Origin of the sequence: Microbacterium kunmingense (assembly GCF_023155745.1) — a bacterium.
GTDB classification, from domain to species: domain Bacteria; phylum Actinomycetota; class Actinomycetes; order Actinomycetales; family Microbacteriaceae; genus Microbacterium; species Microbacterium kunmingense.
In genome coordinates, this window is sequence record NZ_JAKNUS010000002.1 from 81,180 (window position 1) to 101,577 (window position 20,398).

The window sequence follows — 20,398 nt, forward strand, 5'->3', positions numbered from 1 at the left end:
GTTCGCCGCCTCCGCGCCACGGGTGCCCGAAGGCGCGCTACGGTTTCCTCACACGCCCGGCTCGGCGATTCGGGAGGCATGAGACGGATGGGTTTCGACCACGCCATCGTCATCGGCGCAGGAATCGGCGGTCTGCTCTCCGCTGCCGCTCTGTCGCGTCGGTACGGCCGCGTCACCGTGATCGAGCGGGACAGGCTCCCCGAGGTGCCGCTGCATCGACGCGGCGTCCCCCAGGACGAGCAGATGCACGCGATCCTGGCGATCGGGCAGGAATCCTTCGAAGACCTCGTTCCCGGCGTCGCGGGTGAATTCTTGCGCGCCGGCGCAGCCTGGTACGACTCCCCGCGCGGGATCGCGAGCCTGAGCTCACAGGGATGGGCGGCCCGCGGGCCGAGCGAAGCGTGGATCTACGGCATCCGCCGGGTCGTGCTCGAAGACGCCCTCCGCCGCAAGGTCACCGAGATCCCCGAGGTGCAGATCGTCGAAGGGCAGGTCGTCGGGCTCCACGGGGGCACCTCCGAGCGGGTGGGGGGCATCGTCCTGAAGGGCATCGGGAGACCGCATCTCGAGGCGGATCTCGTCGTCGACGCCTCCGGGCGCACCTCTCACGCACCGGACTGGCTGGTCGAGCTCGGCTTCACCCCGCCCGCGGAGCAGGAGATCGTCAACACGGTCAGCTACTCCACCGCTCTGGTCCGGCTGCCCCAGGGGACGCTGCGCGACGACATCCAGGGGTATCTCATCCCTCCCCTGCCCGACAGCCCGAACGGCGCGGTTCTCCTGCCCTGTGACAACGGGCTCCACCAGATCGTGGCCCTCACCCAATCCGATTCGCCGCCGCCGGCGACCCGCGACGAGCTCATCGTCCATCTCGAGGATGTGCGCTCCCCCGTCGTCGCCGAGGTCGCCCGGGTCGCCGATTTCCTCGGCGACCCCAAACCGTTCCGCATCCGCGGGTCGCGGCGGCGCCGATTCGAGGACATGCCTGCGCATCCAGACGGGTTCCTCGCCGTCGGCGACGCGGTCCTGGCCCTGAATCCGATCTACGGACAGGGGATGTCGGTCGCCGCGGTCGAGGCCCGGATCATGCGCGACATGGTGGTCGAGGCGACGGATGCCGCGGGGCTGGCCGGTCGCATCCAGGAGGCCTTCCGTCCCACCCTCGATTTCGTGTTCGGCTCCGTGGTCCGAAGCGACGGCGCCTTTCCGAGCGCCATGCTCCGGGGCCTAGAGCGCCCCGTCCCCCCGACCTCGAAGGTGATCACGGCTCTCGCCACGGAGGACTGGAAGACCGCTGTGGCGCTGCGGTACGCCGGTCACTACTTCACCGCCGAGCCGTTGCAGGCCCCCGAGATCCGCCGTCGGGCGCGGGCCTGGGTGGCCAGCGGCCGGAAGCCGCGGAGGGCGGATCCCCGCGACATCCCGCGGGCCTTCGACGGCACGCCGCTGCCGCGATAGCGTCGGAGCCCAGAGCCCGGCACGGCGGACAGGAGGCGGCGGTGGAGCGGATCGATACGGTCGTGGTGGGCGCCGGGGTCGCCGGCCTGACGACGGCGAGACTGCTGCAGGCCTTCGGGCAGCGGGTGGTGGTGCTCGAGGCTCGCGATCGCGTGGGGGGCCGCGTCCATACCGTCCGCACCGCGGGACGCGTCACGGATCTCGGCGCGTCCTGGATCCACGGCGTCACCGATTCCCCGGTCGCCGCCGCTGCCGAGGCCTTCGGGATGCGGACGGTGGAATTCACCGTCGGAAGCTTCCAACCCGACGGCCGCCCGATCGCCTCCTACGCGCCCGACGGGACGCGATCCAACGACGCGGCGGCGGCAGCCTTCGCCGAGGACGTACGCGCCGTGGACCGCGCCCTCCTGGGCGTCATCGCCGCCTCGGGGCCCGGGGAGTCGTACCGGGACGTGACGGAGCGGGCGATCGCCGCTCGGGGATGGGACGCCGAGAGGGCGCAGCGTGTGAGGGAGTTCCTCGAACACCGGGCCGAGGAGCAGTACGGGGTGTGGATCGAGGATCTTGCGGCGCACGGGCTGGACGATGATCAGGTCGAGGGCGACGAGGTGGTCTTCCCCGACGGATACGATCGCCTGCCCGCCCACCTCGCGGAGGGACTCGACATCCGTCTCGAACACGTCGTGTCCCGGGTCCACTGGCACGGGGCCGGGGTCGAGGTGACGGTCGATGGGACCACGGACCGGTCGACCCTTTCGGCGGCCGCTGCGGTGGTCACAGTCCCCGTGGGCGTGCTGCACTCCGAGGCGTTCACGATCGATCCGCCCCTTCCTCCCGCCGTGGCCGCACCACTCGGGCGGCTGCGGATGAACGCGTTCGAGAAGGTCTTCCTCCGTTTCCCGACGCGCTTCTGGGACGACGGCGTGTACGCCATCCGTCAGCAGGGTGCGGAGGGTCGCCGGTGGCACTCCTGGTACGACCTGACGTCGCTGGACGGCGAACCGACGCTGCTCACCTTCGCAGCGGGGCCCACGGCCCGCGAGACGCGCACCTGGAGCCGCGAGGAGGTCGCGACGTCGGTGATGGCGCAGCTGCGTCGGCTCTTTCCCGGGGCTCCGGACCCGGTCGACGTGCAGATCACCGGCTGGCAGGACGATCCCTTCAGCCGCGGCTCCTACGCCTATATGACCGTCGGATCGGTCACGAGCGATCACGACGACCTGGCCACTCCGATCGGCAGCGTCCTGCACCTCGCCGGGGAGGCGACCTGGACCGATGACCCGGCGACCGTGACCGCGGCGATGTGCTCCGGACATCGCGCCGCCGAACGGGTCTTCGGCGGCGAGATCCCGATCGAGCGCCTCTGGAGCAGTCCGCGCTGATCGGGGCGCCGGTTCCTCAGGCCGGCTGGGCGAAGCGGGGCAGATCGAGGATCCCGAGTCGTGCCTCCTGGACCGCGGCGCACACCGCCCCGAGCGAGACGATATCCGCGCCCAGCGCGGACGCGACGATCTCGGGAGCAGGCAGGTGCAGCGTGTCGGCGACCGCACGTCGAGCGGCCTCGATGAGCGGCGCCGCGCCGTCGGCGACGGCCCCCGAGACGACCAGCAGGCGGGTGTCGAACAGACTCCCGAAGACACCGGCGATCACGGCGAGCGATCCGCCGATCTCATCGGTGATCCGGCGCGCGCCGGGGTCGCCGAGAGCGGCCGCGGCGAAGACATCCTTCCCCTGGATATCGGCGGGCGCCATGCTCCGCAGGACGCTCTCGGCCGGCAGGGTGCCCGCCGCTCTCGCCTCCCGCGCGAGCTCGACAGCGCGGTGACCGAATCCCCAGGCGCTGTCGACGCCTCGGACATGGTCGAAGGCCACCATCTCACCGGCGCCGCCGTGGGCTCCGGTGAGGAGACGCCCGTCCACCCAGACGCCGGCGCCCAGACGTTCGCCGGCCAGGAGGACCACGAAGTCATCACAGCCTCGGGCGGCCCCGAGCGTCCGCTCGGCGACCGAGGCGAGGGATGCGTCGTTGGCCACCTTCACCAGGGGGACCCACTCGCGGAACAGCCTGGCGAAGCCGGGGTTCATCCGCGTCCAGAACTCGGCCCGGTCGGTGGGCGAATCTCCGCGGGAGTCCACCGGCGCGGGAAGCCCCACACCCATCGCCGCGACCTCGGTGCGCGAGACGCCGGCGATCTCGAGTGCGCTGTCCACGACCTCGACCGCCGCCCGGCGCCTGCGGTCGGGTGCGTCGTCCTCGGCGTCCACGACGAGGTGCTCGACCGCCCGGGTCTGCCCCCGCAGATCCGACACCGTCGCGGTCAGATGACTGCGCCCCGCATCGAGCCCGACGACGAACGCGGCGTCGGCGCGGAACGCGAATCGACGGGCCGGACGCCCCTTGCGGTAGTCGCCCACCGCTCGCGCGTTGGGAAGTTCGGTGATCAGCCCGCGGGACACCAGCTCGTCGATCACGTCGATCGCCGTCGACCGGGTCACGGCCACGCTCTCCATGACATCGGTCGCGGTGAAGACGTCGGCGTCCCAGGCGTAGCCGATCACGCCGAGCAGGCTCGCACGGCGCGGCGGGACGGGGACCAGACCCGGGTAGGACAAGGGGTTGACCTTTCTGACGTTCCTTTGCATTATGGATGCCAGGAACTTGATTCGCGGCATAAATTTAATGCGGTGAGCAAGTGGCTGCCAACTCTGACGAAGGACGAAGACGTGCCTCCACGAAGCCCTGCCCGTCGCGCCGCCGCGACGATCTCCCTCCTCGCCCTCGCCGGCGCCCTCCTCGCCGGATGCTCGGCCGACGGCCGCGAGACCATCCGCTTCACCTTCAGCAAGCGTGAAGCCCTCGACTTCATGAATCAGCTGGTCTCGGACTACAACGCCTCGCAGGACCGCGTCCGGGTGGAGATGGACACGTCGGGTGTCGACGTGGTCTCCGCGAGCTTCGTCCGCGGGAACCCGCCGGACATCATGCTGGCCAACTACAACTACGAAGTCGCCCGGTTCGTCGACCGCTGCGCGCTCTCCGACCTCTCCGACACCGAGGCCGCCTCGACGATCCGCGACGACCTCGACGTGCTGATGGCGCAGTACGGCTCGTGCGAGGGTCGGACCAGCGCCCTCCCGTACTCGGTCATGGCGTCGTCGGTCATCTACAACCGCACGATCTTCGAGGAGAACGGCCTCGAGGTCCCGCAGACCTGGGATGAGCTCCTCGCGGTGTGCGACGCGCTCGAAGCGGCAGGTGTCACGCCGTTCTACGCGACCTTCAAGGACGACTGGACCGTCGCCCAGGGTTGGTACGACTACGCCATCGGCGGTTCGGTCGACGTCGTGGACTTCTTCAACCAGCTGGCCGAGGAGGGCGCCGATGTCGGCGCCGGATCGGCGGTCTCCTTCGAGGACCAGTTCGCCGAGCCGCTGGAGAAGATGGCGGAGCTCACCGCCTACACGAACGCGGACGCCGACTCACGCGCCTACAACGACGGGAATCTGGCCTTCGCGCGCGGGGAGGCGGCGATGTATCTGCAGGGGCCGTGGGCCCTCGCCGAGATCGCCAAGACCGATCCCGACCTCGACCTCGGCACCTTCCCCCTGCCGATGACCGATGACCCCGCAGACCTCAAGGTCCGCGTGAACACCGACCTCGCCGCGATGATCCCCGAGGAGTCGCGCCACCAGGACGCCGCGCGGGACTTCCTGGAGTTCCTCTTCCAGCCCGAGAACATCGAGGCGTACAACGAGTCCCAGCTGGGATTCACCCCGACCGAGGGGTCGCCACCGCCGAGTGATCCGCGCGTGGAGGGGATGACCACCTACTACGAGGAGGGGCGGTTCTACCAGGGACCCTCCGTGCTCGTTCCCAAGACCATCCCGGTCTTCAGCTACGCACAGGCTCTGGCTCTCGGCGCCGACACCGAGGCGACGCTGCGGACGATGGACACCGACTGGGCCCGACTGGCCTTCCGCTCGCCCCTTCCCTCGAGCGAGACCGACGCGCAGGGCGAGGAGGCCACGCAATGACCGCCACCGAGACGATCGTCGCAGGATCGGCGGCGACCCGCCGCTCCCGGCGGCGCGTGGAACCCATCTACTACCTCTTCCTCCTGCCGAGCCTGGTGCTGTTCACCCTCGCCATCACCGTGCCCGGGATCGTCGGGATCTTCTTCAGCTTCACCGACTCCATCGGCATCGGGTCGTGGAACTTCATCGGTCTGACCAACTACATCGCCCTCTTCAGCGACCCGGCGATCCTCCAGAGCTATCTGTTCACGTTCGGCTTCGCCACCGCGACGGTGATCGTGGTCAACGTCGTGGCGTTCCTTCTGGCGGTGGGGCTGACCTCCCGCATCCGTTTCCGCACGGGACTGCGCACGATCTTCGTCATCCCGATGGTGATCTCGGGCATCATCATCGCGTACGTCTTCAACTTCCTGTTCTCCAACTCGGTGCCCTCGCTCGGGCAGGCCACGGGGATCGGATGGCTGCAGGAGAGCCTGCTGGCCAATCCCGACCTCGCATGGGTGGCGATCGTGATCGTGACCGCGTGGCAGGCGATCCCCGGCACGCTCCTGATCTACATCGCCGGGCTCCTGTCGGTTCCCGGCGACGTCTACGAGGCGGCCGACATCGACGGGGCGAACAAGCGCCAGCAGCTCCTGCGGATCACGGTGCCCCTCGTGGCGGGATACGTCGTCATCAACGTCATCCTCGGCTTCAAGAACTTCCTCAACGCCTACGACGTCATCGTCGGCCTCACCAACGGTGGGCCGGGGACTGCGACGCGAAGCATCGCGATGAGCATCATCTTCGGGTTCAACAGCGGCGATTACGCCTACCAGATGGCCAATGCCACCATCTTCTTCCTCGTCGCCGTCCTCATCTCCATCCTCCAACTCTCCCTCACGCGCGGAAGGAAGGTCTTCCGATGACCACGCAACCCGCCCTGTCCGCCGAAACCGCCGAGGGCGAGCTCATCGCCGACCGCGAGAACCGTCGGAACCGTTCCGCCGATGAGCGCCCGAGCACGAAGACCCGCGGCCGCGTCGGTCAGGAACGCGTCAACTGGTCGACCACCGTCATCCTGATCCTCTGCGCCGTCACGGTTCTCCTCCCGCTGTACGTCACCATCTCGATGTCGCTGAAGACGACGGGACAGGCCGTCGACGGCAACGCCTTCTCCCTTCCGGCTCCGTTCAGCGTCGACGGCTTCGTCGAGGCATGGACCCTGACCCGGTTCCCCGTCGGCGCCGCGGTGTCGCTCTTCGTCACGGCGGGAACGGTGATCCTCACCATCATCCTCGCCGCCTTCGCGTCCTACGCGATCGTGCGCAACTGGGATCGCCGGCTCTTCCGCTACTCGTTCTTCTACCTGCTCGCGGCAATGTTCATCCCGTTCCCGGTCGTCGCGCTCCCCCAGATCCAGCTGACCGGTCGCGTAGGGCTGGACAATCCCGTCGGTGTCATCCTGCTCGCCACGATGTTCCAGCTGAGCTTCAGTGTGCTGCTGTTCACCGCGTTCCTGCGCTCGATCCCCTACGAGCTCGAGGAGAGCGCCCGCATCGACGGAGCCAGCACCTGGCAGACATTCTGGAAGCTCATCTTCCCGCTCCTGGCGCCGATGAGCGCGACGGTGGGCATCTTCGCGTTCCTCTACGCGTGGAATGACTTCATGATGCCCTCGCTGATCATCTCCGACCCCAACCTGCAGACCCTGCCGGTGAGGCAGAACCTCTTCCAGAGCCAGTTCAGCAACAACTACAACGTCGCCTTCGCGTCCTACCTCATGGCCATGGCGCCGGCGATCATCGCCTACCTCTTCACTCAGCGCTGGGTCATGGCGGGCGTCACGCAGGGCGCCGTCAAGGGCTGAGCCTCACCCCACCCATCACCCGAAAGGAACACCGTCCCCGTGACAACCGCCGGCACCCCCGCCCTCCAGACCGCCGACCCCCAGCAGATCGAGCTGCCCGAGTGGTGGCGCCAGGCCGTGGTCTACCAGGTCTACCCGCGCAGCTTCGCCGACGCCGACGGGGACGGCATCGGCGACCTGCCGGGGATCCTCTCGCGGATCGACCACCTGCGCGAACTGGGCGTCGATGCGGTCTGGCTGAGTCCGTTCTATCCGTCCGAACTGGCCGACGGGGGCTACGACGTCGCCGACTACCGCGACGTCGATCCGCGCCTCGGGACGCTCGAGGACTTCGACCGTCTGGTCGATGCGCTCCACGCCGCGGGCATCCGCATCGTCGTCGACATCGTCCCCAACCACACCTCCGATCAGCACGCCTGGTTCCAGGAGGCCCTTGCCGCGGGTCGCGGCTCAGCGGCCCGCGAGCGCTACATCTTCCGCGACGGCACGGGTCCGGACGGCTCAGAGCCGCCGACCGACTGGGTCTCGGTCTTCGGCGGACCCGCCTGGGAACGGGTCGCCGACGGGCAGTGGTACTTCCACAACTTCGCCGTGGAGCAGCCCGACCTCAACTGGGACAACCCCGAGGTGCGGGCCGACTTCGTCCGCACGCTCCGGTTCTGGGCCGACCGCGGCGTCGACGGATTCCGCATCGACGTCGCCCATATGCTGACCAAGGACCTCACCGAGCCGCTGCCCTCCCGCGCTGAGCTGGAGTCGCTCCCCCGCGACGGACATCATCCGCTCATCGACCGCGATGACGTGCACGAGGTCTACGCCGAATGGCGGGCGGTGTTCGACTCGTACGACCCGCCCCGGGCGGCGGTCGCCGAGGCGTGGGTGGATCCGGCGCGCATCCCGCTGTACGCCCGCGCGGAGAGCCTCGGTCAGGCGTTCAACTTCGATCTGCTCGAGGCTGATTTCAACGCCGGCCAGTTCAGCCGGATCGTGGGCTCGAACCTGTTGCTCGCGGCGGAATCGGGCTCATCGACCACCTGGGTGCTCTCCAACCACGACGTCGTCCGCCACGCCACTCGGTACGGGCTCCCCGACGCCGAGCGGGGCGAAGACGGGCGGCCGGTGCGCAAGCACGGCAACGAGTGGCTGCTCTCGGGCGGGACTACTCCGCAGCTCGACCGCGCACGCGGACTTCGACGGGCACGCGCGGCCAGCCTCTTCGTGCTGGGACTTCCCGGCTCGGCGTACATCTATCAGGGCGAGGAGCTCGGTCTGCACGAGGTGGCGGAGATCCCGGACGCCCAGCGCCAGGACCCGACCTTCTTCCGCAGCCCCGGCGAGGACATGGGCCGGGACGGATGCCGCGTGCCCCTGCCGTGGTCGGCGGACGAGCCTTTCTTCGGCTTCGGCAGCGGTGCCCCGCACCTTCCGCAGCCGTCCTGGTTCGCCGAGGCGTCGGCGTCCGCGCAGGCGGGCGACCCGACCTCCACGCTCACCCTGTACCGCGACGCGCTCGCGCTGCGCCGTCGCCTGCAGACGGCTGAGACCCTGGAGTGGATCGAGACGGGGCGGGAGGACGTGCTCCGATTCCGCCGGCCGAGCGGCTGGACGGTCATCACGAACTTCGGCACCGAGCCGTTCGACCTCCCCGAGGGCGCGGCACCCGTGTTGACGTCGGCCCCGTTGGACGGCGGACGGCTCCCGGGTGAGGCGACCGCCTGGTTCGACGCGCTCTGACCCGGAAGCGACGAAGGGCTCGGACACCGCGTCATCCGCGGTGCCCGGGCCCTTCGTGTGCGACAGCGGAACTGGTGGAGATGGGGGGAATCGAAAGAGGCTTTGGGCATGTGAACGACCCGCATTCGACGCCGAAAACCGCGGAATCCTGCCGCTGTCGAGGGCATGCGCCGACAGGAACATGCAAGAAGAATCGCCCACATTCACGGCAAATGCGGGCGATATGTGGGCGATCCGACGGAGGAGATTCTCAACATCGAATCTGTGGAGATCGGGGAGTCAACCGGGCCGCAAACGCCGCCGCGTGGCTGTTCCTCGCTCAGTCAAGGCTACGCCGCTCACGCTCGTGGATCCAGCAGGTCGCCGCGACGCAGAGGTCACATGCCCATCGAGGGGCCAGAGGAACGCGAGGGACTCGAGCCCGGCACGCGGTGGGGTCCCGTCATCCGTCGCTGCTCGTCCTGCTGCATGCGGTTGTAGGTCTCACGGGTGATCAGATCTGCAGCCAGCCCCTGCTGGCGCGCCCGAGCCATCATCCGGGTCGCAGTGCTGACGCTCACGTTGAGGTAGTCCGAGACGAACTTGAGCGGAGCGAGATTGATGGTGGATGCAATCCGGTAGAGGACGATCGCCTGGTCGCGAGCTTCGGTCGGCGTGCGATCGCTGTGTGCTCTCACGTCTGCGAGATAGGACGACAGCGGTTGGAACTCGCCGCCCTCTCGTGCGACCGTGACAATCCGGAACGCGGATGCCGCGACGAGCCACTGGACCCGCGCTTCGCGCAGCACCTGCGCCGTGACCTCATCGCCCTCGCCGACGCGGTCGACACGAACTGTCGCGGCTACCGCGCGACGCAGGGCGTCGTCATATTCGCCGTGGAGTCGGATGGCGCCAGGCACGCCGGGCTCACCCGTCACGATGACGTCCCAGGCAGTCGGGATGCTGATGCCATCGCCCACCTCGACTCTCTCGGGCGCGATCGACTCGACGACAAGTTCGGTCATGCGGCGAGTCTGCCATGCACAATTCTGGAGGGCAATGCGTGACGTGAAGAATTCATGTCGCGCATTGCTCAGTTTGGGTGTACGGTGTGCGCAAGTGCTGTCACACACTGCGCACAACCATGGGAGATGGAACGATAACCAGACATCGACGTCGCTCGCGTTGACGATGAAGGCTGCTGCAGAACTCGTCGGCGTGGACTACCGCACGATCAAGCTCGGCATCGACAGCGGGACGATCCCGACTGTCCAGCTGGGTCCCCGACGGATGATCCCGAGAGCCGCGCTGCTGCGGATCTTCGGCGTCGAGCCCTGACTACTTGGGTCAGCCTTCGCCGGCGAGCATACTCACCAGAAGGGCGATCATCAGTTCCTTCTCTTTCGGGTCGCTCATCGCGACCATGAGCGTGATCGCTGCCAGCGCGTTGTTGGAGATCCGCGCCACGCCGCGCGCGTCGTCGAGCACCTGGTTGCGGGCAAGGAAGTGCACGAACAGCGCCGCCGCGCTGCGCTTGTTCCCGTCGGTGAGCGGGTGGTCCTTCACGACGAGGTAGAGCAGATTCGCCGCCTTCTCCTGCACCGTCGGGTATAGGTCCACTCCCCCGAATCCCTGATAGATCGTCGCCACCACACCGCGCAACGCGTCGCCCCGTTCGCCGCCGAACAGCGCGTCGGCCGGAAACTCCGCCCCGACTTCGTCGATCACCGCCCGCGCCTCGTCATAGGTCAGCGTCCAGGTCGGCACATCGCCGTCAACAACGGGTATCTCGCCCTCGTCGTAGTCGCGGAGCGCGCGCAGGCTCGGCAGGTAACGCGCGACGACTTCTGCGACGCCAGCAACAAGCTGGTCCGTCGAGCGTGACAGCACCTTCACAAGCGAGTCGAGCTCCAGGAGCCGGCGCTCGTTGGTCGCGATTCCCTTCAGCATGTACCGCTTGAGCACATCGGTCGACCAGCGACGAAACTCGACAGCTCGCGCCGAGTTCGCCCGGTACCCGACGGCCAGCACCACGTCGAGGCTGTACAGCGTCACGGGACGGTCGGAGGAAGCAATTTGCACTTTCTGCAAATTGCTTTCGGCATCGACCTCGGCATCGCGGATGATGTTGCTGATGTGACGTGAGACGCTCGATCGCGCGATCCCGAACAGCTGCTCGATATCGGCCTGCGAAGCCCACACGGTCTCGCCCTCCGTGCGCAGCTCGAGGGACACCACACCATCCGTGGACTCGAAGATCTCGATCGCCGACCTCATTCGCCTAGTTCACCACGAGCGGCCGACAACGCAGAACGATCGCACCGGGTCTGTCGCTCCGACATCTGACGCCCCGTGGTCGGCGTCAGCGCGACAATCAGGACCAGCACCGTCAGATCGACATCCCGCGCCCCGCGCTCGGCGCAACCTGAGGCCCGCGCGCGAAGGCATCGTGTCGATCTCGAACCTGCGCAGCCCGTTGCATCTCTGCCCGGGCTGCACGCACGGCATCCTGCATCGTCAACTCCGTGCTGCCGCGCAGCATGCAAGTCGCGACGTTCGCGCGCGCGGCGCGGCCGGTGTGTGCGACAGCGACCACCTCGTTGTGCTCGCGTCCACGGGTAAGGCCGACGTAGAGGCCGGCGGCGTCCACGTCAGGGCCGACGATCGAAGCATCCACCGTCTCGCCCTGTATGCCGTGCACGGTCGACGCGTACGCGAGTTGCACGTGCTCGAACGCGTAGTCGCGTGTGACCTTGCGCACATCCCCGCTGTCGTTGACCGATCGCAGCAGTAGCGAGTCATCGGTGATCTTGCTGACGACCCAGGTGGCGCGATTCTCCACCCCCGTGCGGCGATCGTTGCGGCGCGTCTGCACGGTGTCGCCGACGAGGATGCGCTGCTCCCCCATGCCCCACGCGAGAACGGTCGGGTCCAGTTCCCCGCGATCGACCCGCCGCTGCTGAATCTCGTCGTTGAGCGCGCCGGCGTCGCTATTGGCGCCGGTAACGAGCGCGACACGCTTGCCGCGCGCCTGCCATGCGAAGTAGGCGTCGATCATCTGCCGATGGGCATCCTCCGCATGGTCGACTCGTGTCAGGTGCCCGCGTTCGTCCAGTCGGCTCGCGATACGCGCCGCGTGCTCGGCATCGTCGGGATGCCGCAGCTCGAGCGTGAGGGCCGCGTACTCGGCATCCGCGAATCGGTGCACCGCGTCGAGCTCGACCGCAGCGCCGGCGTGCCGGACGGCGGCAGCCATGGCGCCCACGTGCCCGACGGGAAGGGCTTGATAAGGGTCACCGACCATCGCGACGCCGACACCGCGCTCGTGGGCGAGCTCGGCGAGCGCGTTGACGACCTGCAGGTCGACCATGCCGGCCTCGTCGACGACGATGCGGTCCCGCGGGCGCAGGACGAAGTTCGTCGGGCCCCCGTAGTTCGATCCGGTGTCCGCATCCACGTCGCCGATCGATAGCCGATGCCACGTCGTGGCGCCCGCGGCATCCGTGCCCCAGCGGAATCCGTGATCCGCGAGGAGCGCGTGGATGCTGGTTGCGGCCGCGCCGACCTCGCGCGCTGCAACCGAAGCCGCCTTGCGCGTGGGCGCGACGACGAGCATCCGCCGCCGCTGCGCGCTCAGCGCGCGAAAGGCGATCCGCAGCATGGTCGTCTTGCCGGCACCAGCCGGCCCGGTGATGGCGACCAGTCCGTCGCTTCCGGCGATCGCGGCTGCGGCGACGAACTGCGCCGAGTCCAGTTGGTCGCACTCCGCGCCGGCCTGCTTTCGCAGTTCGGTGGGGAGGAGGGATCGTCCGGCCGTTGCGATTCGATCGAGCCGGTGCGAGAGGAAGATCTTCGACTTCATCGCTTCCGTCGCCATGAAGACCTTGACGTGCGCGGGGGCGTCGGCCCCGCCTCCGAGGTCGACCGACTCGCGCAGCGCTCGTGCGGTGACGTCGTCGATCACGTGATCGAGGTCGGCACGCGCGGCGACGATTCCACTTCGTGAGAGCGCGCGGATGGCACCGGCGCGCACGTCGAAAGCACTGAATCGCCCACCGGAAGCAACAGAGCGCCCATCCGCGTCGACGATCGCCATCGCCGCGAGCAGGTCCCGATCAAGCACCGCGGGGTCGACGTGATCGAGTTCGACCGTGTCGCGTTCCTGGAGCAGGGTCCGATCGATGTCGGCGATCTCGTCGCGCACGACGGCTTCCCACGAGCCTTCATCGAGGCCCTCGGGCTTATTCGGCCTCGACACCGCCCACGCGCGCCGATCGATCTGCGTCAGCACCTCCATACTGGGCGCGGATCCTCCGTGAGCCGACGTCCATTCAGCGATCAGGCGTGCGCGGTTGGCTTCGATCTGCGCGGACCGACGAGACAGCGGGCGCACGGCAGCGGCCAGCTCGGCGATCTCTCCATCGATCCCGATCGTGTAGCCGTGGCGGGCCAGCGCTGCGATCCAGTCAGGATCGGTGCGCGCCGCAAGCTCACCTTCGGCATTCACCACGGTGTGCAGCTTCATCGCAACCCGGGAGTCGACGTTCGACCACCTGCCGTCGGCGCCGAGCACCTTCACGTTAAGCCAGAGATGGCGATGAATGTGCGGGTCAAGCGCGCGCGAACGGCGGTGCTGCAACTCGACGACCTCGAGCCGGGTGAGGTCTTCGCGGATGAGCCCGTTGTGCCCGCGTCGGGCGTTGAGTTGCCGCTGCCAGGTGAGGAGGACTTGGTCTCTGAGCCGGCCCTGCAGCGCTTCGAACTCTCGTGCGAGCGCAGGATGCAGAAGCGCGGCGATGCTGTAGGACTTCGGGTGATTGATCGTTCCGTCGAGCACCAGGTCAGCGTCGGGACTCAATCGCTGACGGCCTCGTTCCTCCCCCGTGATCGGATCGTGGCCGGTCAGCCAGACGCGGAGTCCACCGGCGGTCAACTCGTCGCTCGAGATAGCACCGTTCTCCACGATGAATCTCGACACGGTCGCACCTGAGACATCGCTGTAGTTCTCGAGCGCTTCGACAGCGTGAAGGTGTGGGAGGTGAGCATCGCAGGTGCCCTCCATCGCGTACGCGATCGCGTGGCGGACCCCGCGGGAATCAGCACCCCGCTTCCAACGCTCCAGGCCACCTCTCATGGCGCCAGGGTACGACTCGTTTTCGCGATTATCCGGGCATTTTTGTGGGTTGTAGCCAAGTGGCGGTAGATGCAGATTTGTGCGTGCGGACCGGTAGCCCTCGTCCGTGATGCCTGCGTGCATCGTCATTCGCCAGGTGATCAGTTCGATGCTCGTCTTCGCCGTTCGGTCACCTCGTCGCGGCACTGCGTCGCGATGTGTCGGAGCCCCCTGTCTCGCAGCGGCGAGTCCGTTCGGAAGCCTAGAGCGATCATCTCGCGGTCGCGTTCGGTAGCTCGGCAGCGGGGAGGCCCACTCATTGCTCCAGCGAGGTGCCCGCAGTCGCCCGGAGCAGGGCGGGCACTCCATCGGCCGGGCTAGCAACGCGGCACTGGGACGACGCGGATTCGAACGGTGATTCGATGTCGCCGCGCCAGGCCTCGATTCCCTCGCGCATCGCGAGCGCAGCGATGATCAGTGCGGCGATCGAGTCGGCCCACGTCCAGCCGAAGAGCGAGTTCAGCAGCAGGCCGATCAGCACGGTGCCGGACAGGTAGATGCACAGCAGCAGTTGCTTGGCGTCTGCCTGGACGCTCTTGGACCCGAGTTCGCGGCCGGTCCGGAATTGGAACCACGCGAGTGCGGGCATGACGACAAGGCTCGCGACCGCGATACCGATGCCAAGCGGGCTGTGCTCAACCGGTTCGACGCCGGCGAGGGCGATGATCGCGTCGACGGTGACGTACACGGCAAGCGCGAAGAACGCGATGCCGATCGCCCGGACGGTCGGCTTCTCCCACCGTTCGGGATTCTTCCGGGTGAACTGCCATGCCACCGCCACGGCCGAGAGGACCTCGATGAATGAGTCCAGACCGAACCCGATCAGCGCAGCCGACGACGCGGCCGCACCCGCAGCGACCGCGATAATGCCCTCGAGGATGTTGTAGGTGATCGTGAACGCGACGATCAGTCGCACCCGCCGGTGCAGCGTCACGCGGCGATCAGCCGTGATCGCCGCGCTCATTGGACATCCTGCACACAGCAGCCAGGAACGGTACAGGCCGGGTCGATACACGGTGCGCTCTCGTCCACCGCGAGCGTCACTTCGAGCAACGAGGTCAGCGCGTGGGAAAGATGCGGATCGGCGATCTCGTACCGGGTCTGCCGGCCCTCAGGTTCGGCGACCACGATGCCACAGTCACGCAAACACACCAGGTGGTTGGACACATTTGACCGGGTCAGCTCAAGCTCCCGCGCAAGCACAGCCGTGTAGCTTGGCCCATTCAGCAGAGTCATCAGGATCCGTGAACGCGTCGGGTCCGCCATGGCCCTGCCGAGCCGGTTCATCACATCCACTCGCGTGGCAATAGTCAGCACGCGATGACTATACAGTTTGTGCTGACCTATCACGTAGTCGCACTTCAGCCGGCTGGCAGAGTGAATCGGCTGCACTTTCGTTCCGTTCTGCAAGCAAGGATGGAACTCGATGAACAGGAAGTACTCGCCGGAGATGCGTGAGCGTGCGTTGCGGGTGTTCGCGGAGGCGCGGCCGGAGCACCCGAACATGATGAGCGCGGTCCGTCATGTCGCCGGTCTGCTCGGGATGAGCCCGGAGACGCTGCGCCTCTGGCGGCGCCGCTACGAGGTCGACGCCGGCACCAAGGCAGGCGTCTCGACCGACGCCGCTCAACGGATCAAGCAGCTGGAGAAGGAAGTCTCGGAGTTGCGGAAGGTGAACGAGATCCTAAAGGCTGCGAGCGTGTTTTTCGCGAAGGAGCTCGACCGCCCCTGACCGAGATGATCCGGTTCATCGACGAGTACCGGGATCGCTTCGGGGTCGAGCTCATCTGCCGTGTCCTGCGACCGGCAGTGCAGGGCTTCCTCACCTCCCGCGGCTACCGCGCGGCGCGAAAGACCGCGCCCCGTCGGCCCGACAGCTGAAGGACGAACTGCTGGTGCCGGAGGTCGGAGGCTGCATGCGGAGAACTACGGCGTCTATGGGCGCCGTTCACCACGCGCTCCGACAAGACGACGCCGCTGCCGAGTGATCTCGTGAACCGAGGGTCCAGACACCTCCGTCTCCAGCTCTTCCCAAACTCGTCCCAAGCGGCCGCTGGAACAGCAAGAACTGCGGAATCTCGCGGGAGAGCTCCCGATTGAGAAGCGCGATCCCTCCGTCTTTGAAATCTCAAACGGCCAGATTAGCGCTAGTTTCCGTCGTCGAGCGTGACCGAGCAAAGCTCTGAAATGTCGGAAAGGGCTTTCATGGCGGAGACGGAAGGATTTGAACCCTCGGTCCCCGTGAGGGGACTCCACCTTAGCAGGGTCACCCGGCTCGAACCCCGGCAGCGCTTCGCATGACCCGTGCTACCGCGTAATCACGCGGATTTCCTGGCTTGATCGGGATCTTTCTGGCGGCGACTCGACCGCTCGCCACGCACTCAACACACCCGGCACTCAGGAGACCACACGACCCTCGGCATGCTCGGGGTCACCTGGGGGTCACCCGGCGCGAAACGCGACAGATCCGCCGAGGAAGCATATCTCCAGCATCGCGGGCGAGTTGCGAACCCCAACCACGCGGTCGATGACCGCCCCAACGATCCGCCGCCTGCGCCAGCAGGAGCGTAGCGCCACCCTGATGTAGCACCGATGGGTAGAACCGAGAACCTGTTCAGGGATAGATGCTGAGATGCACTCAAGGGTCGACGACGGGAGCCAACTGTGCCGATCACGTTCACCGCAGCACTCGTGCTGATCCCAGCACTTCTCTTCGCCGCGCGCTTCCTCAGCAAGAAACTGCCATGGGGGAAGTATGCGCGGCGCTCCTCGCGGGTCGACGTCACACTGCTGGTGATCGGCGTGATCGGGCTCATTCTGCACTGCGTCGCGATGTTCTACCGCAGCATCCTCGCCGTGATCCCAGGGACGGACGGCTACATCGCCGCCGTGAACGCCATGGGGCCTGCGAGCGTCGTCCTCTACGTCGTTCCCGCCCTGCTCGTGCCGATCGGACTCCGCCGACAGCACCCCGTGGCCCTCGTCATCGTCGCGGTCACCCTGGTCGCGGTGGGCGTGACGATGTACAACGGCGGGCCGCTCAGCATCCATCTCGTCACGATCGCCGCGGCCACCGTTGCCATCGCCGGCACTGCCGCGCTGCTGGTGAAGCGTCCGCCCGATCGACGCACGCCTGCGGTCGCTTAGGCCTTCGGCATCGTCAGCGGTCGGAGCGCAGCAGGCTGAGTCCGCTGTCGTCGACGACGAGGATGTCTCCGTTGTCGGCGATCGTGATGGCCTGCGCCGCGCCGTGCACGGCTCCGGTGCTCTGCCAGGCACTGCCGGCGGTGCTGGTCCAGATCGCGCCGTCGGTGTCCACGCCGACGAGTCGTTGGTGGTCGGGAGACGCGGAGATGGCATAGAGCTTCGGCGCGTCCGTGAGCGTTGCGAACGAAGCACCGCCGTCGGTGCTGAGCTGCAGCCCGTCGGGGGTGACGGCGAGGATTCCGCCGGTCGCGTCGACCGCGAGCCCGAAAGTGAAGAGGGTGGCGCCGGTCGGATGCCACGTGACGCCGGAGTCGGTGCTGGAGAGCAGTTCGCCGCTGTCGGTGGCCTGCCCGTACAGTGTGCCGTCCGCCGCGGCGGTGAGGGCGTGGAAGTCCTTCTCGCCCGTGAACGCCACCGGATCCCAGGTGATGCCGCCATCGTCGCTGCGGATGATGCCGAGGTTTCCCGCCCCCAGTCCTTCCGACGTGTCGCGGCCCGGGTGGCCGGAGGCGATGAGGTCCTCCCCCGACACCGTCAGCCCCATCGCGTCGAAGTCTTCGTCGCCGACCCGGTCACCGAGTTGTCCGTCGGGTGTCGCGGCATAGATTCCTTCGTGGGTTCCCAGCAAGTAGCCGTCGCCGCCCGGGGTGGTGACGATCGCGTGCACGTGGAGCATGTCGGTGGCGTGCTCGTCGCCGGTGGACGGCGGGTCGGCGGCCGCACAGCCGGTGAGAGCGACTGCGATGAGCGCGACGGCGGTGGCGGTCGCGTGAGGGCGGGTGATCATAGGCATCCTTTCGGGCCTCGAAGGCCGACGCGGGTTCAGCGGTCGATGACCACATCCGGGCTGAGGTCGAGACGGCGCAGCAGCTGGGCGTTGAGGGCCACGACGATCGTGGAGAGCGACATGAGGATCGCTCCCACGGACATCGGCAGCACGAAGCCGATCGGCGCGAGAATGCCCGCCGCCAGCGGCACCGAGATCAGGTTGTATCCGGCCGCCCACCACAGGTTCTGCTTCATCTTGCGGTAGCTGGCCCGTGACAGCTCGATCACCGAGAGCACCGAGCGGGGGTCGTCGCTGGCGAGGATGACACCGGCCGAGGCGATCGCCACATCGGTGCCCGCGCCGATCGCGATGCCGACGTCGGCCTGAGCGAGCGCGGGAGCGTCGTTGACGCCATCCCCGACCATCGCGACCTTACCGCCCTCGTCTTGCAGCTGCTTGACCTTCGACGCCTTGTCTTCCGGCCGCACACCGGCGAAGTATCTATCGATCCCCAGCTCAGCAGCAACCTACGCCGCGACGGCCTCGGCGTCGCCGGTGATCATTACGACCTCCACGTCGCGGGCGTGCAGCGCGTGGACCGTCTGGCGCGACTCGGGCCGGATCTCATCGGCCAGCCGCAGCGCGCCGGCGACCTCGCCGTCGATCAGGACGTGCAGGATGATGGCGCCCTCGTCGCGCCAGTGGTCTGCGACCGGCAGCTCCTCGCCGCCCTCCTGATCGAGCAGGTGCGGCCCGCCGACCTGCACGATGTGCCCGTCGACGGTCGCGCGCACGCCGACGGCCGGCGAGGACTCGAAGTCGGAGGATGCCGGCACGGAGAGGCTCTTGTCGCGGGCCGCAGTAACGATCGCCCGCGCGAGCGGATGCTCGGAGTCGGCCTCCGCCGCGGCGGCGAGGGCGATCAGCCGGTCTTCGTCGGTTCCCGCGGTGGGCTCGACGCCGGTGACGGCGGGTGCGCCTTTGGTGAGGGTTCCCGTCTTGTCGAACAGCACGGCATCGACCGTGCGCATGTTCTCGAGTGCGAGGCGGTCCTTGACAAGCACTCCGGCGCGAGCCGCGCGCTCCGTGGCGATGGACACGACGAGCGGGATCGCCAGACCCAGTGCGTGGGGGCACGCGATCACGAGCACGGTGATGGTGCGGATGACGGCGGCATCGGGCATCCCGATCATGCTCCACACCGCAGCGGTGATCGCGGCGGCGCCGAGGGCGAACCAGAAGAGCCATCCGGCGGCACGGTCGGCGAGGCGCTGCGCCCGTGACGACGAGTTCTGCGCTTCCGTCACGAGCCGCTGGATGCCGGCGAGCGCGGTGTCGTCGCCGATTGCGGTGATCTCCACCCGCAGGCCGGAGTCGGTGGCCACGGTCCCGGCGACCACCGGATCGCCGTCGCCACGGCGCACGGGGCGGGATTCGCCGGTGATCATCGACTCGTCCATGCTCGCCGACCCCTGGACCACGCGGCCATCGGCGGGCACCCGTCCGCCTGGGCGGACCACGACGAGATCGCCGACGACGAGGTCGGCCGGTGCGACGGTGACGGTGGAGTCGCCGTCGATCTTCTCGGCCTCGTCGGGCAGCAGTGCCGCGAGGGAATCGAGTGCGGAGGTGGTCTGCGCCAACGACCGCATCTCGATCCAGTGCCCGAGCAGCATGATGACGATCAGCAGCGCCAGCTCCCACCAGAAGTCGAGCTCATGGTGCAGCAGACCGAGGCTTGCACCACAGGATGCGAGGAAGGCGACGGTGATCGCCAGCGCGATCAGCAGCATCATGCCGGGCTTGCGGGCACGCAGCTCGCTGACGGCACCGGTCAGGAACGGCGCGCCGCCCCACACGTACATGACGGTGCCCAGAATCGGCGAGATCCATCCGACCCACGGGGCATCCGGCAACGGGTAGCCGAGCAGCATCGAGAACATGCCCTAGAACGCCACGACCGGGATCGCGAGGACGAGCATGATCCAGAACAGTCGGCGGAACTGGCCGACGTGGTCGCCGTGCCCGGAGTGGCCGCCGTGGCCGGAGTGACCGACGTGCTCCGAGTGCTCGCCACGCCCGGCATGGTCGTCGTGCGCGGGATGGTCGCCCTCGTGGTGGAGCTCGTCGACGCCGGCGGCGTGCTCGCTCTGAGCGGACGCATGGCCAGAGTCATGTTGACTCATGGGAATGT

At 67.8% G+C, this 20,398-nt stretch carries 18 protein-coding genes and 1 pseudogene; 10 read left to right on the top strand and 9 right to left on the bottom strand.

All coding sequences use genetic code 11. The features are described from left to right. Positions 1 to 87: 87 nt before the first annotated feature. Positions 88 to 1,458, top strand: coding sequence for an FAD-dependent monooxygenase (locus MA875_RS03030; RefSeq protein WP_248240205.1), 1,371 nt, complete (start codon positions 88 to 90; stop codon positions 1,456 to 1,458). Positions 1,459 to 1,499: 41 nt separating this feature from the next. Beyond that, entirely contained in the window at positions 1,500 to 2,840 is a 1,341-nt protein-coding gene (locus tag MA875_RS03035) for a flavin monoamine oxidase family protein (protein ID WP_248240206.1), read from the top strand. A gap of 16 nt (positions 2,841 to 2,856) precedes the next feature. On the opposite strand, the gene MA875_RS03040 is transcribed toward MA875_RS03035, so the two are convergent. Then, positions 2,857 to 4,071, bottom strand: coding sequence for an ROK family protein (locus tag MA875_RS03040; protein ID WP_248240208.1), 1,215 nt, complete (start codon positions 4,069 to 4,071; stop codon positions 2,857 to 2,859). Between the two features lie 111 nt (positions 4,072 to 4,182). On the opposite strand from MA875_RS03040, the gene MA875_RS03045 reads away from it, so the two are divergent. From MA875_RS03045 to MA875_RS03060, 4 genes are read left to right on the top strand one after another with little or no spacing between them, the layout of a single operon-like run. Then, positions 4,183 to 5,493 carry an ABC transporter substrate-binding protein gene (locus tag MA875_RS03045; RefSeq protein ID WP_372492518.1) on the top strand — a complete coding sequence of 437 codons (1,311 nt, stop codon included), beginning with the start codon at positions 4,183 to 4,185 and terminating at the stop codon, positions 5,491 to 5,493. Continuing rightward, positions 5,490 to 6,401 carry a carbohydrate ABC transporter permease gene (locus tag MA875_RS03050; protein ID WP_248240209.1) on the top strand — a complete coding sequence of 304 codons (912 nt, stop codon included), beginning with the start codon at positions 5,490 to 5,492 and terminating at the stop codon, positions 6,399 to 6,401. Before MA875_RS03045 ends, MA875_RS03050 begins: the two co-directional genes overlap by 4 nt. Then, a complete protein-coding gene (locus MA875_RS03055; protein ID WP_248240210.1) occupies positions 6,398 to 7,342 on the top strand; it encodes a carbohydrate ABC transporter permease in 945 nt (314 codons plus the stop codon). The genes MA875_RS03050 and MA875_RS03055 overlap by 4 nt, the downstream gene beginning before the upstream one ends. Before the next feature lie 39 nt (positions 7,343 to 7,381). Further along, on the top strand, positions 7,382 to 9,076 hold the full coding sequence (locus MA875_RS03060) for a glycoside hydrolase family 13 protein (RefSeq protein WP_248240211.1): 1,695 nt from the start codon (positions 7,382 to 7,384) through the stop codon (positions 9,074 to 9,076). A gap of 377 nt (positions 9,077 to 9,453) precedes the next feature. On the opposite strand, the gene MA875_RS03065 is transcribed toward MA875_RS03060, so the two are convergent. Continuing rightward, the gene (locus MA875_RS03065) at positions 9,454 to 10,080 is read right to left on the bottom strand and encodes a hypothetical protein (RefSeq protein ID WP_228178050.1); all 627 of its coding nucleotides are present in this window, start codon (positions 10,078 to 10,080) and stop codon (positions 9,454 to 9,456) included. Positions 10,081 to 10,246: 166 nt separating this feature from the next. On the opposite strand from MA875_RS03065, the gene MA875_RS03070 reads away from it, so the two are divergent. Next, positions 10,247 to 10,393, top strand: coding sequence for a helix-turn-helix domain-containing protein (locus tag MA875_RS03070; protein ID WP_194385479.1), 147 nt, complete (start codon positions 10,247 to 10,249; stop codon positions 10,391 to 10,393). A 9-nt stretch (positions 10,394 to 10,402) separates the two neighbouring features. Here the strand turns inward: MA875_RS03070 and MA875_RS03075 are convergent, their stop codons facing one another. From MA875_RS03075 to cmtR, 4 genes are all read right to left on the bottom strand, one after another. Then, positions 10,403 to 11,290, bottom strand: coding sequence for a type II toxin-antitoxin system death-on-curing family toxin (locus tag MA875_RS03075; protein WP_248240213.1), 888 nt, complete (start codon positions 11,288 to 11,290; stop codon positions 10,403 to 10,405). A gap of 154 nt (positions 11,291 to 11,444) precedes the next feature. After that, positions 11,445 to 14,033, bottom strand: a complete 2,589-nt coding sequence (locus MA875_RS03080; RefSeq protein WP_308221494.1) for an AAA family ATPase — start codon at positions 14,031 to 14,033, stop codon at positions 11,445 to 11,447. Between the two features lie 451 nt (positions 14,034 to 14,484). Then, positions 14,485 to 15,192 carry a cation efflux transmembrane domain-containing protein gene (locus tag MA875_RS03085; protein ID WP_248240215.1) on the bottom strand — a complete coding sequence of 236 codons (708 nt, stop codon included), beginning with the start codon at positions 15,190 to 15,192 and terminating at the stop codon, positions 14,485 to 14,487. After that, positions 15,189 to 15,545: a Cd(II)/Pb(II)-sensing metalloregulatory transcriptional regulator CmtR gene (cmtR, locus tag MA875_RS03090; RefSeq protein WP_248240216.1), complete on the bottom strand. Its 357-nt coding sequence runs from the start codon at positions 15,543 to 15,545 to the stop codon at positions 15,189 to 15,191. Before cmtR ends, MA875_RS03085 begins: the two co-directional genes overlap by 4 nt. A 109-nt stretch (positions 15,546 to 15,654) precedes the next feature. Between cmtR and MA875_RS03095 the strand changes: the two genes are divergently transcribed. From MA875_RS03095 to MA875_RS03105, 3 genes are all read left to right on the top strand, one after another. After that, positions 15,655 to 15,960: a transposase gene (locus MA875_RS03095; RefSeq protein WP_248240217.1), complete on the top strand. Its 306-nt coding sequence runs from the start codon at positions 15,655 to 15,657 to the stop codon at positions 15,958 to 15,960. Between the two features lie 5 nt (positions 15,961 to 15,965). Next, positions 15,966 to 16,109, top strand: a complete 144-nt coding sequence (locus MA875_RS03100) for a hypothetical protein (protein ID WP_248240219.1) — start codon at positions 15,966 to 15,968, stop codon at positions 16,107 to 16,109. Between the two features lie 783 nt (positions 16,110 to 16,892). Continuing rightward, positions 16,893 to 17,375: a hypothetical protein gene (locus tag MA875_RS03105; RefSeq protein ID WP_248240221.1), complete on the top strand. Its 483-nt coding sequence runs from the start codon at positions 16,893 to 16,895 to the stop codon at positions 17,373 to 17,375. Positions 17,376 to 17,388: 13 nt separating this feature from the next. Here the strand turns inward: MA875_RS03105 and MA875_RS03110 are convergent, their stop codons facing one another. The 3 genes and pseudogenes from MA875_RS03110 to MA875_RS03120 form a co-directional block, all read right to left on the bottom strand. Next, positions 17,389 to 18,222, bottom strand: coding sequence for a F510_1955 family glycosylhydrolase (locus MA875_RS03110; protein ID WP_248240223.1), 834 nt, complete (start codon positions 18,220 to 18,222; stop codon positions 17,389 to 17,391). 35 nt (positions 18,223 to 18,257) lie between these two features. After that, a pseudogene (locus MA875_RS03115) lies at positions 18,258 to 20,147 on the bottom strand (heavy metal translocating P-type ATPase). 3 nt (positions 20,148 to 20,150) lie between these two features. After that, on the bottom strand, positions 20,151 to 20,390 hold the full coding sequence (locus MA875_RS03120; RefSeq protein WP_248240224.1) for a hypothetical protein: 240 nt from the start codon (positions 20,388 to 20,390) through the stop codon (positions 20,151 to 20,153). Positions 20,391 to 20,398: the final 8 nt, after the last annotated feature.